Raw genomic sequence first — 13,845 nt, 5'->3', positions numbered from 1 at the left:
TGCCCTGTCGTTAACCTTACAATAAACTTACAAGCTGAATGCTTCACAGCATGAACAAAGGAGCCTTTCAAATGACTGCCAAAACCATTTTGATCGCCGATGACGCGCCGGAGATTATCGACATGTTCCGCTTATTTCTTGATCCGCACACTTACCGTGTGCTGGAAGCCTCGAACGGACGGGAAGCCTGGGCGCTGCTGAACTCAGAAAAGGTAGATCTCGCCTTAATCGACCTGATGATGCCCGAAATGGACGGACTGCAGCTGATCTCACGGATTCGCGCTTCTTCAAATCTGCCGGTGATTGTCCTGTCCGCCCGCAGCGGCGAGATGGACAAGGTAACCGCACTGGGCCTCGGCGCTGACGACTATATCCCCAAACCGTTTAGTCCAATGGAGGCCGTCGCCCGAATCAATGCGCAGCTGCGCCGGTATTATGAGCTCAATCCATCGGGATCGGCCAGTCTGCGGGAATCAGACCGCTTTCCGGAAACGGACAATCTTTCGGGACCCGGCCGCTTGCCTGGATCGAGCCGCCTCCCTGGACGGATCACCGCCGTCGGCCCGGCCGTACTGAATCACGACACCTGTGTGCTGGAGCTGGAGGGAAAGGAGATTTTTCTTAGCGCAACCGAATACAGGCTGCTGGGACTGCTGATGGAGGCCCCCGGGCGGGTCTATACCAAACGCCAAATTTATGAAGCTGTCTGGGAGGACGAATATTGGGATGACGGGAACACGGTGATGGTGCAGATCAGCCGCCTGAGGGACAAGCTTGGGGATTCCTCGCGCGCACCGCGCTGGATCCGGACCGTCAAAGGCCTGGGTTACCGTTTTGCCAGGAAGGAAGAAGTGAATGAAAAAGACACCTAAACTTCAGCGCTCGCTGATTCGGAGCTATTCGGCTTTTGCGTTGGCGCTAGGATTGATCGTGATTGCCATTATTGAGGGGCTGTATTCGGCGAGGGGAAAATTGGTCCGCGATACGGTGGCGGGCGTCGAGGCCGCGCAGCTTGTCCAGCCGGACTACACACGGATTTCATCCCGTGCGGTGGAGGGGTATGGGGGAACCCTGGAAGTGCTGGACGAGAATCTGCAGGTCGTATATGCCAAAGGCCGGGACACATCTAGTGGAGAAAAAAACAGCCCGGCCGCCTCAGCCCCTTCCACATTATCCGCTAAACGGTATACGCATCAGGAGCTGCTTGAGTTATTGTACGATGATGGAATCGAACATGACGGGTATGCCTCACTTGCCCCTTTTGACACCTTAGACGGCAGGCGGTATCATCTGCTGGTGCGCATTCCCGGCAGCTATGTCGCTTCCGAAACCCGGCTGAAGGCGGCTACGGAAGAACAAACGGCCACGCTCCTCCGCTGGATCAGCTTGAGTGGGGTGCTGCTCGCCGGCGTTTTTGCCGCCAACGTTATGCTGTACGGCCGCTATACGGCCCGCCGGATTGCCCGGCCGGTGACGGCGGTCTCCGGCGCTATGCGCCAGATCGCCTTGGGGACTTACAAAGAGAGGTTGAACTTTGAAGCCAATGCGGAGCTGATGGAAATGCAGCGAAGTTTTAACCGGATGGCCGACCGGCTGGAGCACTCGGAACAGGACACGAAACGGCTGGAAAACGGGCGGCGCAGGCTGCTGCTCGACCTGTCCCATGATCTGAAGACACCGGTAACCTCGATCCAGGGTTATGCGGAGGCGCTGCGGTTTGGTTATGTAAAAGACGAAATCCAGCTGCGGAGGGCGGCTGTACGCATTCACGACCAGGCCGTGCGAATCGGAGGCATGGTGGACGATCTGTTCGAGCTGACCAAGCTGGAGACTCCGGATGCCCCGCTGCAGCTGGAAACCTTAGATATCCGGGGGCTGTGCCTTGAGCTGGCGGAGGAATACGAAGAAAGTTTTGCCGACAAAAATATAACGTTCGACGCCCTCCTGCCGGACCTTCCGCTGCGTGTGGAGGCCGATGTCCGGCTGCTGCGCCGGGCGCTGGCGAATCTGCTTGGCAACGCCGTCCGGTACTGCGGCCCGGGGACATCCGTCCGGCTATCGGCTTCAGCGGCAGAAGCAGGAACGGTCCGGATTGCAGTTGAGGATGACGGACCAGGCATTCCTGAACCGCTAAAAGAGGAAATCTTCGAGCCCTTTGTCCGCGCGGACCGGGCGAGAAGCGACGGCGGCACGGGGCTGGGTCTGGCGATTGCACGCCGGACAGCTGAACGGCACGGCGGCAGTCTGACGCTCGACGCCTCCAACGGGCAGACCCGTTTCGTCCTTGAATTGCCCCGATTATCCTGACTGCCCGGATTGCCGGCTGCCCGGCTTTCAGGCTGCTCCCGTCTTTGCTGACTGTTCCGACCGAGCTGACTCCCCCACTGCACTGCTGTGCTGACTGCACAACAGTGCAGGCTGCTCCCGTCTTCCTGAGTGTTCCGACCGCGCTGACTGTCCGATTATGCTGCTGCGCTGACTGCTCGGCTGCTACCGATTGCCCTGCCTGTCCGTCTGTCCTGACTCCCCCGTTCGTCCCCGCTACCCGCCATCCTATTTTCGCGTCTTCCGCCCCTGCGTCCAGGTCTGCGCATCCCTGATCACATAGCCTTCAGGCGCGCGAAACTCCTGGAATCCCGCCATCTGCCGCTCCTGAAAAGACAGCGGACGGCCGCTCCCTGCCAACAGGATGTTATGCAGGTCGCCTTCTCCGTACGCCGCCGAAGGAAGCAGGAACGAGCGGGTATAAGGATAAACTTCGGTCAGCGCAGCGTACACCGAACCAACTCTGGCATCGTTGCGCTTACGTCCCATCAAATTAATCAAAAGCGCGCCATCCGGGCGCAGCTTGCATTCCGTCAGCCGGACGAACTCCAGCGTGGTCAGATGCTGCGGCGTTCCCTCCGCCGTGAAGGCATCTAGCACAATAAAGTCCAGGGAAGCATCGGGCCGCTGTTCCAGCAGCGCCCGGCCGTCCCCGACGGCGATGCGGTCCGCCAGAACGCCAAACCACTTCACCGCAGCCTCGGCGACCAGCGGGTCCGCTTCGGCAGCGGTGACCTGGAGCCCTTGTCCATGCCGGATGATCGTACCCGCCCCGCAGCCGACCATAAACACGTCGTCTCCGCCCCGTCCGTTATGCTCCATCAAATGCAGCATTGCCCGGGGGTACTCGAAGACAACGCGCTCCGGCCGGTCCAAGTCTGCCGCACCTTGAGCCGCCTCACCCGAGAATTGAAGGGTGCGGAAGCGCCCTTTTTCCCCGTAGAGTTCGGACACTTCCGCCACAGTGATCTCGGAGAAAACCCCGGTGCCTTGAAAAAGTATGTTCAAACTGTCTCCTCCTTGTCATGATTGGGACAGGTGCAGCGTTCCGGTGTTCACTCCGCCAAGATCCCGGGGTGCAGCGGCCCCGTGTTCACTCCACCAAGATCCCAGTGTGCAGCAGCGCGTCATGCATTCCGCATATATCCCAATATGCAACGATGCGGCGGTTCACTCCGCCAAAATCCTGTGTCATCTGTACCCTGTCGCGTCCGCCGGTTTCCCCGCATCCTGCACTTCCACGATATAACGCCAGGCATCGGGCTGAGAACCGTCCAGATCACGGAAGCCGTATTCTTTGGCCAGCTGCCCGCTGGACAGCGATTGCCCGTTCCATCTCGCTGCATCAACATCTGCAGCCAATGCCGCAACGGCCCGTCCGACATACCGCGGGGTCTCGGAGATAACAAAATGGGGTTCTTTTTCCGTTGCCTCACGCCAGTTCGCTTCAGTCACACCAAACAGCTCCAGCATAATTTCGGAACGGAGCCATCCCGGTGTCAACGCCACCGCAGTGCAGCCAAAAGGCTTCAGCTCTTGTCCAAGCGAACGCGCCATCCGCAGGATTGAGGTTTTAGCTAAGTCGTAGAACATGGACAGCCTGTAGTTCTTGTCGTTGTACTCCGCCGTACCATCGGTGACCTCGATCACCAGTCCGCCCGGCGTGCGGGTCAGCAGCGGCAGCGCATAGTGGCTCGTAATCAGGTGCGTGTCTACAGAAAGGCGCAGCAGGCGAAGCCCTTTTTCAAGCGAATGCTCCCACACTGGCACATTCCACTCCGTCAAATACTCTCCGCCCCATATATCGTTAACCAAAATATCCAGCTTCCCCTTCTCCCGCTCAATCCGCTCAACTAACGCCTGTACCTGCTCCGGTTCCAGATGGTCCGTCGGTACCGCAATGCCCACACCGCCTGCGCGGGTGACTTCTTCCGCCGTCTCTTCGATCGTCTCGGGCCGGTTGTATTCGGATCGCTGACTGCGTGTGGTTCTTCCGGTAACGTACACGGTCGCGCCGGCCGCCCCCAGCTCCACTGCTATTCCCCGGCCTGCTCCGCGCGTCGCTCCCGCGACAAGCGCCACTTTTCCCTTCAAAGGTTGATCCATGCTTCTTCCTCCTTTCGTTTGTATTTTTATTATACCTGTTAATCCGTCAATTTCTGTCGTTGAAAAGGATCGGGACTAATCTGCGAATCCGCAGGTTCAAATTATGCCGATTCTTTCTTCCTACATTTTGAAAGGCAACGTTATGGATTTTTGAACTAGACTGTATCATTCAGTCGAATGATGTATATCTTATGTATATACGTTGAAAAGGGGTTGTGATATTATTGAAGGACAAGGAAACGAAGGATGTGATCTATATGACAACAGCCACCCTCAGTAAATGGGGAAACAGCAGTGCTGTCCGAATCCCAAACCAGGTTTTAAAAAGGCTTAACCTTGAGGAGGGGGTTGAATTCGAAGTTTTAATTACGTCTGATAACAACATCTTATTGCGACCTCAAAACAAACCTGAAGAATCAAATGAGCAGCTGCGTGCCCATTTAGAAATGCTTCTCTCGAAGGTCAAGCCGAAGACGCGTCATCCGGAATTTGAGTGGGGTATGGACGAAGGAGACGAATTAATTTGACGATCCCAAAACGCGGTGATCTAATCTGGCTTAATTTCAATCCACAGTCCGGACATGAACAAGCCGGTCGCAGGCCAGCAATTGTGTTATCCGAACAACCTTTTAATGATCTTACCGGCTTTGCTGTCGTTTGTCCGATAACTAATGCTTCAAAGGAGTATGCGTTTGAAGTTCCTATACCTGACGGGTTCGCTGTTAAAGGTGTTGTGCTTACCGATCAGCTAAGAAGTTTGGACTATCGAGCACGCAAATTTGAAGTCGCAGGCACTGTTCCAGTACATTCGGATTTCATGGAATCGGTTATGCGCAACGTGCGTTCCATTCTGGTTTAAGAACACATCCAGCGTTTCAAACAAACTCTCTTTATAAGGTAAGTGACTCTTCATCAGATCCCTTTTTACCAATAAGAGTGTCATAAGCATGGGAACTAAACGCCCCGGCCTACTCCAACAAACGGAATGAAACCGGGGCGTTATTTCGGTTATGCGTTTAAAGGAAAGGGCCATCTAGCTGAACTATCCGTCTTCTTATTTGGATAGCAAGCTTGCTTCTGCCCGCTGAGCAGCTTGCTTAGTCGCACTGTTTTGTCATTTGGATTTTTTCGCTTGGATCTATATGTTCAGCTTTATTCGTTCGGATACACGATGACCTTGAGGCTGCCGCTCTTGTTGTGGATGGCGCGTTCCAGCGCCTCCTGGGTCTCTGCCAGCGGATAGCGGTCGGTAATCAGCGACTCGGCGTCAATGCTGCCGGAAGCCAGGAATTCGATGCCCATCGGGTAAGTGTTAGCGTACCGGAAAATCCCGAAGATATCCAGCTCGTTATCCGCGATAAACGGCACGTTCAGCGCGATTTCGTCCTGCGCAGGCAGACCGACGATGGCCAGCTTGCCGCCGCGGCGGACGGAATACAGCGCCGACTGCAGCGCTTTGGGATTGCCCGCCGTCTCCCAGGCGACATCCACGCCTTCGCCGCCCGTAATCTCGCGGACCCGTTCCAGCGCATCCTCCTGCCGGATGTTGATCGTGTGCGTCGCGCCCAGTTTTTTGGCCGCTTCCAGCCGCACGTCCTCCAGATCAGTTACGATAATTCTGGCCGCACCAAACGACTTGGCTGCGGCAACCGCCATCAGCCCGACCGGTCCCATACCCATAATCGCTACGGTATCGCCAGGCTGGAGTTTGCTGCGCTTCGCCGCGTGAATGCCGACGGAAAACGGTTCGTTCAGCGCCGCCACTTCAAACGACAGATGATCCGGAATCGGGAACACCATATCCTCCCGGATTTTCATGTACTGCACGAACGCGCCGTCCACCGGCGGAGTAGCCAGAAACTGCACGTCAGGGCACAGGTTATAACGCCCTTCCTTGCACGCCTTGCAGCGGCCGCACGTAACGCCCGGCTCCACCGCCACGCGGTCGCCTACGGACACCCGCCGGACGTCCGCACCAACGCCTGCAATAATGCCGGCGCATTCATGACCGAGAATGATTGGCTTTTCGACGACAAAACGTCCGATCCGTCCGTTCTCATAATAGTGCACGTCCGACCCGCAGACGCCAACCGCCATTACCTTCACCAGCACCTCGTCCGCATTCAGCTCCGGCACCGGGCGCTCCTCCAGCACAATTTTGCCCGTTTCCGGCATTACCGCAGCCGTCATCGTCTTCGGCACCGCTTCATTCCACACCGCTTTTGCCACTGTCTCTCCCATGCTCCGATCGCTCCTTTGCTTGTGTATGTTGCCTTATGCCGCTTCGGCGATTAACCTGCCCGATCCTGACGGCTCTACCGTACCAGCTCCGTCGGGTTCATCCCTGTGTATTTTTTGAACAAAGTGCTGAAATACGGCACGTTTTTGTACCCGACCTTCTCCGCCACCTCGTAGACAAGCATTTTGCGCTCCAGCAGCAGCTCCTTCGCTTTTTCGATCCGCACGCGCGTGAGATAGGTGTTGAACGTCTCGCCAGTCATATTTTTAAAAATAATCGCCAGGTGGTTCCGCGAAATAAACACCTGATCGGCCAGATCGCCAAGCGTAATTTCGTTCATGTAATTCTCATGAATATACTGCGTCATGTAATCGACGGCCTGCCGGTGCTTGCTGTTGCCGCGCCACTGACGGCTGCTGCAGATCACTTCGATTTTCTCCCGGAGCCAATCCGCCAGCTGCACCGGGGTCGCAATACCCGCCAGCTCCTTGCCGATTTGGCCGTTCGGGAACAGTTCGTCCAGCACCATACCGACCTCATACAGACTGTAGGCAAAAATCCCCCACAGCTCGCCCGCGAGCATCTGCAGATCCTCCGGCGATACGTTGACGCCTTCCAGCTTGTCGGTCATCTCGGCAATAATCTGATCGGCCTGGGTCCGCTGCGATGTCTTGATGGCCGAAGCCAGCTCCAGATACAGCTTGACCGGCCGGATCGCCTGCTTCCCGCTGTCTCCGCTCTCGTGTTCACCGGTCGCCGCATACAGCAGATGCCCGCAACCCACATGCCGTTCCTTCAAATCAATCGCCCGGAAGGCTTCCTCCGTCGAATCGGGGATATCCCGCCAATCCGATTTGATCCGCCCCAGGCCTACCCGGATCACGAGGTTGAGATACCGGCTGACGCAGTCGATCAGCCGTACGCCCAGCTCCTCCAGCCGCTGCTGCAGCGCCTTCGGCTCCGCGTCCGCTTCGGGATGGATCACCAGCGCCGAACGTCCGCCGTGCAGCTCCGTATATTCGAACGCGCGGAAGGCCTCACCGGCAACCTCGCACACAATGTTGCTGACCGCAAAGCGGAACAGATGCCAGTCGGACACGCCGACGCTGCCCGCCCGAAGATCGCGCACCAGCTCGATTCCGACGACCGCATGGGCGGTGTCCTTCCAGAACCGGTAAGGCTCCGGCAGCGGCTCGCCCGCGTAGCCGCCGGATGAGGTTCCCGCCACAGCGGATTTAACCCATTCCTTTTCGATAAACGGCTCATACAGCTCCAGCTTGCGCAGCAGCTCATCCTGGCGGATACGCCGTTCTTCCTCCTCAGCCAGCTCCTCCAGCGTCTTCCCCAGCACCGACTTCAGCGTGGGCATACTGACCGGCTTGGAAATATAATCGCTGACATTCAGCCGAAGCGCCTGGCGGGCGTATTCAAAATCGGAGTAGCCGCTCAAAATCACGACTTTTCCGGCATACTCCTCCTCCCGCAGCCGCTCGATCATATCCAGACCGTTCATGATCGGCATATAAATATCGGTTATGACGACATCCGGCTGGGTCCGGTGGATCATATCCAGACCCTCCGCCCCGTTCATCGCCTCGCCGCACCACTCGGCTTCCAGCTCCTCCCACGGGATGGCGCGTCTCATGCCCTGCAGCACTTGGCGGTCGTCGTCTATAATAGCGATTTTCCACATTCCGGCATTCCCTCCGCTTCGTTACTTGGCGCTTCCGTCCGCCTATATCGGCTTACACTGAAGAAGTACTAGTGAGACTAAGCTGATAAGACAAGATGCCATGCCCGAAAGGACAAGGTCCTTTGGGCATGGCGGACGTTACGTTTTTATTTCTCGTATTCTTGGGCCGCCTGCTTCAGGTTCTCAAACGCCTGCTCCGGCGTTACTTCCCCGAAGCTCAGCTGATCGCGGATAAGCAGCCAATCTTTGTCGATAAAGTTCGTCCAGCCAGGTTGTCCCGGGCTGAAGGTTTGGCCGTCCTTCTGCGTCGCTCTCAGCAGCACCAGACCGACTTGGTCGCTTTCAGACAGCTGCGGTTCGATTTGCGTAGCCAGCTCGGTGTTCGCCGGCACGCCGCGTTTGGCGCCAAGAATCTTGGCCGCTTCCGGATCGTTGACGAACCAGTTCAGGAATTTCTTTGCTTCCTCCGCCTGCTTGGAAGATTGCGACACGGCGAAGTACATGGAAGGCTTCAGCCAGCCGCCGGCTTCCGCCGCGCGCGGCATCGTCACGAGCGCCAGCGCGTCCGGCTTCAAGCTGTCCCAGGAGCCGAAGTTATTGGAGAAGCTGAGACGGAAAATGATTTTGCCGGTAACCAAAAGGTCCATCGAAGGATCAAATTCTTTATCGGAAGTGTTCACGTCAGCCGGCGGAACCAGCTTGTCTTTGCGCAGCTGTTCGAACTTCTTCGTCCAGTCAAGGAAGGTCTGCTGGTCGATGTTGAACTTGCCGTCATCCGAAACAACTTGGCCTTTGCCTTGGGCGTATTGGTAGCCGCTATAAGCGAAGTAATCGCCAGCATAGTCTTTGGTGAAGTATTGGCCTTCAGGCAGCTTGCCTTTCAGCGAATCCGCCAGCGCAAAGAAATCATCCCAAGTCCAGCCGTTTTCCGGTGCGGTTGCACCCAGTTTTTCCAGCGCCGTCTTGTCGTAGATCATGCCCTGCGCTACGGAACCCAGCGGAATGGCATACTGCTTGCCGTCGGCTTGGCCGGCTTTCAGCAGCTTCTCGTCAAATTTGGAGACATCCACCGCAGACAGCTCGGACAGCTGCTTGCGTCCGATCCAGTCCGATACCCAGCCCGGATCCAGCTGGAAAATATCCGGCGCGTTGTTCGCGGCCGCCTGCGTCGACAGCTTGTCGAGGTAGCCGTCCATACCGGAGTATTCCGGTTCGAACGTGACGTTCGGGTTGTTTTTTGTATATAGATCGAGTGCAGCCAGCGTTGCTTCATGCCGTTCCTGCGCGCCCCACCACATAATGCGAAGCTTTACTTTCCCGCCTTCCGCTCCGGCGCTTGAACCGCTGTCCGGCGACGCCGTGCTGCCCGCATTGCCGCCGTTATTGCCGCAAGCCGCAAGCAGTACAGTAGCGGTCGCCAGCAGCATCATTAGAAAGCGCTTGCTTTTTTTCATTTCGAATCTTCCCCCTCTTAACTTATAAGGTTGTGCTTCACACCTTCATACTAACAATTCTGCCAAGAGGCTTGTAGAAGAGGAATGCACGATTTGTTATAAAATTGACCGAACAATACCGAAGCATGTCATACCTCCGGTCCTTCGTATAGCGGCGGGATATTGTCCGTATCGGCTTTCGCGCCGTTTTTTCTGTCCAGGGCGGAGCCGCTGTTCCCGCCTGGTGCCGCACCATCCAGTGGTGCACCAGGCAGCGCGTCCATTCTTCCGCCGCCAGAAGCCGGTTCGGCCGGCGAAGCGTCGCCCGGCGGCCGGATCAGACGCGGCAGCCGGATTTCGGCGCGTGCGCCTCCTTCGGGCCGGTCGGCCAGCGAAATGCCGTACGGGCTGCCGAAATACGCCTCGATCCGCTCTCTTACGTTGCGGATACCGTAGCCGCCGGTCTTCCGCTTCGAACCGGCGGCCGCATCGCCGCTGTGCCGCAGTCCGACGCCGTTGTCTTCAACAACAAGCAGCAGGCCTTCAGGCACCGCCGAGATGCGGATATCCACGTGTCCGGTATGCCTGCCGTTAAAGCCGTGCATAACCGAATTTTCAACGAACGGCTGCAGCAGCATTTTGGGGAGATACAGCTTGTTCACTTCCTCGTCCGCCTCAATCGTATAACTGAAGCCGCTCTCCCACCGCAGCTGCTGAATTTCCAGGTAACATTCGATATGAACGATTTCCTCCGCCACTCTGATAAAAGCCGCCCCGTTTGATAACCCGATGCGGAACATCCGGCCCATCAGCTCCAAAATCCGGCTCATCTCATCCTGCCCTCTGGCAATCGCCATCCAGTTCATCTGGTCAAGCGTATTATAGAGAAAATGCGGATTGATATTCGCCTGCATCGCTTCAATTTCCGCTTTGCGCTGCTGCTCGTACCGGTGCTGCAAAGAGCGGTACAGCTCCTCGATCCGCTCGTTTTGCTTGCGGTACCCGGCGAACAGCGAGCCAAATTCGTTGCTGTAATCCAGCGGCAGCGCAGTCTGCTTCGCCCCTACCGTATAGGAGCCCATCGCGCTGACGAGCTGCTTGATCGGCTTCGTGAACTGGCGGCTCAGCCAGTGCGCCAGCAGCAGCGTCAGCAGGAGCGCAGCAAGGCCGATGGCCGCGATCGTTGCCGCCAGCCGTACGCTGCCTGCGGTGATGTCTTTCCAGGGCGTAACCTCCAGCAGAATCCAGCCGTAATCGGTCAGTTCCGAATAAACGTAAAGCGAATCATTCAACTGCATGCCGCTTTCCGCCTGGACATTGTTGCCGAATTTGCCCTCCATCGCCTTCAGCCACCCGCTGATGTCGGGCTGCTCCCCAACCGCCAGCAGCGGCTGCTTCGTCCGGTCGAGCACCATCCGGTTCACATTGTCGGCACCGCCGGACAGCATTTCTTTGATAATGGCCGCTTTGACGTGAATCACCAGCGTGCCGAGATTTTTGTTGTCATAGTTAATTTTTCTGGCAAAGCTGAGCACCGGCACCTCGCCTTGAAAGCTTTCAATCCTGTGTTCCCTCGACCACGCAAAATCGCTTTGCTCCAACAGCGGCGCCCACACCTGATCCGGCTGATCGGCGATGTCGCGCATTTGAATGTAATTATAGGGCTCGCCGCGGACCGGATTGTCCATATACAGCTCTATGCCCTGGATCAAGGGCATGGAATACGTTAAATTGGCAAACGACTGCTGGACTTTACGCGATTCCTGGTAACGCTCAAAGCCGGTTCCTTTGCGGGACAGGAACGCCACCAGATCGTTTTCCCGCGAGGTGGATAAGGAAATTTGCTCCACTGTCGACAGCCTTGTATTGATTTCATTGTTAAGTTTGTCCAGAAACTGCTGCTGGTAATGGGTGTTGGTCGACACCAGCTCCGATGAAGAAATGTGATAGCTGGCCCAGGCCGTGCACAGCAGCACGACGATCATAAACCAGGCGACCACCCGGAACAGCAGCTTATCGATCCGGTGTTTTTTGAACAGATTATTCATTTGCGGGTCCTCCCGATGCGAGGAATAATATTCCATACACGCCCATAAACAAAAGACGACAAAGCAGCAGGGAACGAATCCCGGGCTGATTTGTCGTCCTAATCTTATCCTTTAATACCGCTGCTCGCAATGCCCTCAACAAAATACTTCTGCAAAAACATGAACACGATGGTCGCCGGAACAATCGACACGAGCGACATGGCCAGCAGTTGTCCCCACTCGGATCCCGCCTGCGAGTCGTTGATCATGCGGAGCGCGAGGCCGACTGTATATTTATCAATCGAGTTGATATAGAGCAGGTGGCCGAGGAAATCATCCCAGTTCCACAGGAAGCAGAAGATCATGACCGTTACGATCGCCGGCTTTGTCAGCGGCATTACAATCCGCAGGTAGATGCCGAACCAGGAGCAGCCGTCGATTTTCGCCGATTCGTCCAGCTCCTTCGGTATGCCGCGCACGAACTGGATCAGCAGGAAGACGAAGAACGTTCCTCCGGCTCCCGTAGCGAGAGCGTGCGGCACAATAAACGGCAGATACGTATTGACCCAGCCCATCTGGTGGAACATGGCGTACTGCGGAATAATGAGCACCTGTCCCGGCAGCATCAGCGTCAGCATCAGCAGGCTGAACCAGAATTTTTTCAGCGGGAAATCAAGCCGGCCGAAGCCGAAAGCAACCAATGTACAGGAGATGAGCGTCACGATCAATACGATAATCTCCAGATAAAACGTGTTCAGGTAAAAGCCGGTGAATGACTTGCCCGGCACGGAGTTCCAGCCGTCCACGAAGTTGCTCCACTGGGGATTCTTCGGGAAAATGTTCGGCGACGCCATTTCGGCATTCGATTTCAGCGATGCGCCGATCCACCAGATGACCGGGTAGACCATGACAAAACTGAATAGAATCATGAATACGTGCCGGAGTGCCGGCTTCCATTTGGCCACTGTCATCTCTTTTTGCCTCCTCCGTCCGTTTCATAGAACACCCAGTATTTCGATGTAGCCGAGATCAGGACCGACACCGCTACAATCATCAGCAGCATGACCCAAGACAGAGCCGAGGCATAGCCAAGATGGTACCGGCTGAACGCCTGCTCATACAGGTACATGGCGTACACATAAGTAGAGTTCATCGGGCCGCCGTTTGTAATAACATAAGCCTGCGTAAACATTTGGAAGGCGTTGATGATACCCATAACCAGGTTGAAGTACAGCGTCGGAGACATCATCGGCAGCGTAATGCGCCAGAACTGCGTCCATTTGCTCGCGCCGTCCACGCCGGAAGCTTCATACAGGTCAGCCGGAATAGCCTTTAGACCCGCAAGGAAAATCACCATCGAAGAACCAAACTGCCATACTGTAAGCGCGATAAGCGACCAGAGCGCCGTTTTGGGGTTGGTGATCCAGCTGGTGCCTTCAATCCCGACGGAAGCAAGCATTTTGTTAAAAAATCCGTCTACGCCAAAAATGTTGCGCCACAGCAGCGATACTGCGATACTTCCGCCGATCAGGGAAGGGAAGTACAGCGCCGTACGGTAAGCCGTAATCCCTTTAACCGCTTTGTTCAGCACCATCGCCACCAGCAGGGCGGCAATCAGCTTCAGCGGCACCGAGGCGATTACATAGCTAAAGGTAACGCCAATCGACTTCAAAAACTTTGCATCATTGGTGAACATCTTCGTATAGTTGTCAAATCCGACCCACGAAATCGGCTCCATCAATGTGTAATCGGTAAACGAATAATACAGGGACAACAGCATCGGATACGCGGTCAACCACAGGAAACCAATCAGCCAGGGAGCGATGAACAAATACCCGGCAATCGGCGCGTCCCAGCGCTTCAGAAAGGACGACCGTTTTTTGGGGCTGGAAGCTGTCTTCATTTTGCCCAGGGCGGAACCCGAACTCATACCCTCACCTCTTCTATCGTTAATCTTCAGGACTTTTGGTCTGTACCTTAACTATAAGAGTTTGGGCGGGTCCGCTAAAGGAGAGGAAACAC

General features: G+C 56.1%; 12 protein-coding genes. 4 read left to right on the top strand and 8 right to left on the bottom strand.

Annotated features, from left to right (window positions below; genetic code table 11):
- Positions 1-71: 71 nt before the first annotated feature.
- Positions 72-872, top strand: a complete 801-nt coding sequence (locus ACE6ED_RS18925; RefSeq protein WP_410828786.1) for a response regulator transcription factor — start codon at positions 72-74, stop codon at positions 870-872.
- Positions 856-2,307, top strand: coding sequence for a sensor histidine kinase (locus ACE6ED_RS18920; RefSeq protein WP_410828785.1), 1,452 nt, complete (start codon positions 856-858; stop codon positions 2,305-2,307). Before ACE6ED_RS18925 ends, ACE6ED_RS18920 begins: the two co-directional genes overlap by 17 nt.
- A 246-nt stretch (positions 2,308-2,553) precedes the next feature.
- On the opposite strand, the gene ACE6ED_RS18915 is transcribed toward ACE6ED_RS18920, so the two are convergent.
- Positions 2,554-3,333 (bottom strand): spermidine synthase, encoded by a 780-nt coding sequence (locus tag ACE6ED_RS18915; protein ID WP_410828784.1) that lies wholly within the window; start codon positions 3,331-3,333, stop codon positions 2,554-2,556.
- A 183-nt stretch (positions 3,334-3,516) separates the two neighbouring features.
- The gene (locus ACE6ED_RS18910; RefSeq protein WP_410828783.1) at positions 3,517-4,431 is read right to left on the bottom strand and encodes an SDR family oxidoreductase; all 915 of its coding nucleotides are present in this window, start codon (positions 4,429-4,431) and stop codon (positions 3,517-3,519) included.
- A 224-nt stretch (positions 4,432-4,655) separates the two neighbouring features.
- On the opposite strand from ACE6ED_RS18910, the gene ACE6ED_RS18905 reads away from it, so the two are divergent.
- Positions 4,656-4,958: an AbrB/MazE/SpoVT family DNA-binding domain-containing protein gene (locus tag ACE6ED_RS18905; RefSeq protein ID WP_410828782.1), complete on the top strand. Its 303-nt coding sequence runs from the start codon at positions 4,656-4,658 to the stop codon at positions 4,956-4,958.
- A complete protein-coding gene (locus tag ACE6ED_RS18900; protein WP_410828781.1) occupies positions 4,955-5,290 on the top strand; it encodes a type II toxin-antitoxin system PemK/MazF family toxin in 336 nt (111 codons plus the stop codon). The genes ACE6ED_RS18905 and ACE6ED_RS18900 overlap by 4 nt, the downstream gene beginning before the upstream one ends.
- A gap of 293 nt (positions 5,291-5,583) precedes the next feature.
- On the opposite strand, the gene ACE6ED_RS18895 is transcribed toward ACE6ED_RS18900, so the two are convergent.
- The 6 genes from ACE6ED_RS18895 to ACE6ED_RS18870 form a co-directional block, all read right to left on the bottom strand.
- Positions 5,584-6,672: an NAD(P)-dependent alcohol dehydrogenase gene (locus ACE6ED_RS18895; protein WP_410828780.1), complete on the bottom strand. Its 1,089-nt coding sequence runs from the start codon at positions 6,670-6,672 to the stop codon at positions 5,584-5,586.
- A gap of 74 nt (positions 6,673-6,746) precedes the next feature.
- Positions 6,747-8,363, bottom strand: a complete 1,617-nt coding sequence (locus ACE6ED_RS18890; protein ID WP_410828779.1) for a response regulator — start codon at positions 8,361-8,363, stop codon at positions 6,747-6,749.
- Positions 8,364-8,509: 146 nt separating this feature from the next.
- Entirely contained in the window at positions 8,510-9,817 is a 1,308-nt protein-coding gene (locus ACE6ED_RS18885) for an ABC transporter substrate-binding protein (RefSeq protein ID WP_410828778.1), read from the bottom strand.
- A 128-nt stretch (positions 9,818-9,945) separates the two neighbouring features.
- Complete coding sequence (locus tag ACE6ED_RS18880) at positions 9,946-11,844, bottom strand: sensor histidine kinase (RefSeq protein WP_410828777.1); 1,899 nt, start codon at positions 11,842-11,844, stop codon at positions 9,946-9,948.
- A gap of 104 nt (positions 11,845-11,948) precedes the next feature.
- Entirely contained in the window at positions 11,949-12,794 is an 846-nt protein-coding gene (locus ACE6ED_RS18875) for a carbohydrate ABC transporter permease (protein ID WP_410828776.1), read from the bottom strand.
- Positions 12,791-13,753 (bottom strand): carbohydrate ABC transporter permease, encoded by a 963-nt coding sequence (locus tag ACE6ED_RS18870; RefSeq protein ID WP_410828775.1) that lies wholly within the window; start codon positions 13,751-13,753, stop codon positions 12,791-12,793. The genes ACE6ED_RS18875 and ACE6ED_RS18870 overlap by 4 nt, the downstream gene beginning before the upstream one ends.
- Between the last annotated feature and the right edge of the window lie 92 nt (positions 13,754-13,845).

This window comes from Paenibacillus nanchangensis, assembly GCF_046543445.1.
Lineage (GTDB): Bacteria > Bacillota > Bacilli > Paenibacillales > Paenibacillaceae > Paenibacillus_AQ > Paenibacillus_AQ nanchangensis.
This window is presented reverse-complemented; position numbering and strand designations above follow the sequence as displayed.

Excerpts from the sequence above, each read along its gene's own strand:
- ACE6ED_RS18925 (WP_410828786.1), top strand. The coding sequence starts at position 72 with ATGACTGCCAAAACCATTTTGATCGCCGATGACGCGCCGGAGATTATC.
- ACE6ED_RS18920 (WP_410828785.1), top strand. The coding sequence starts at position 856 with ATGAAAAAGACACCTAAACTTCAGCGCTCGCTGATTCGGAGCTATTCG.
- ACE6ED_RS18910 (WP_410828783.1), bottom strand. The coding sequence starts at position 4,431 with ATGGATCAACCTTTGAAGGGAAAAGTGGCGCTTGTCGCGGGAGCGACG.
- ACE6ED_RS18895 (WP_410828780.1), bottom strand. The coding sequence starts at position 6,672 with ATGGGAGAGACAGTGGCAAAAGCGGTGTGGAATGAAGCGGTGCCGAAG.
- ACE6ED_RS18890 (WP_410828779.1), bottom strand. The coding sequence starts at position 8,363 with ATGTGGAAAATCGCTATTATAGACGACGACCGCCAAGTGCTGCAGGGC.
- ACE6ED_RS18885 (WP_410828778.1), bottom strand. The coding sequence starts at position 9,817 with ATGAAAAAAAGCAAGCGCTTTCTAATGATGCTGCTGGCGACCGCTACT.
- ACE6ED_RS18880 (WP_410828777.1), bottom strand. The coding sequence starts at position 11,844 with ATGAATAATCTGTTCAAAAAACACCGGATCGATAAGCTGCTGTTCCGG.
- ACE6ED_RS18875 (WP_410828776.1), bottom strand. The coding sequence starts at position 12,794 with ATGACAGTGGCCAAATGGAAGCCGGCACTCCGGCACGTATTCATGATT.
- ACE6ED_RS18870 (WP_410828775.1), bottom strand. The coding sequence starts at position 13,753 with ATGAGTTCGGGTTCCGCCCTGGGCAAAATGAAGACAGCTTCCAGCCCC.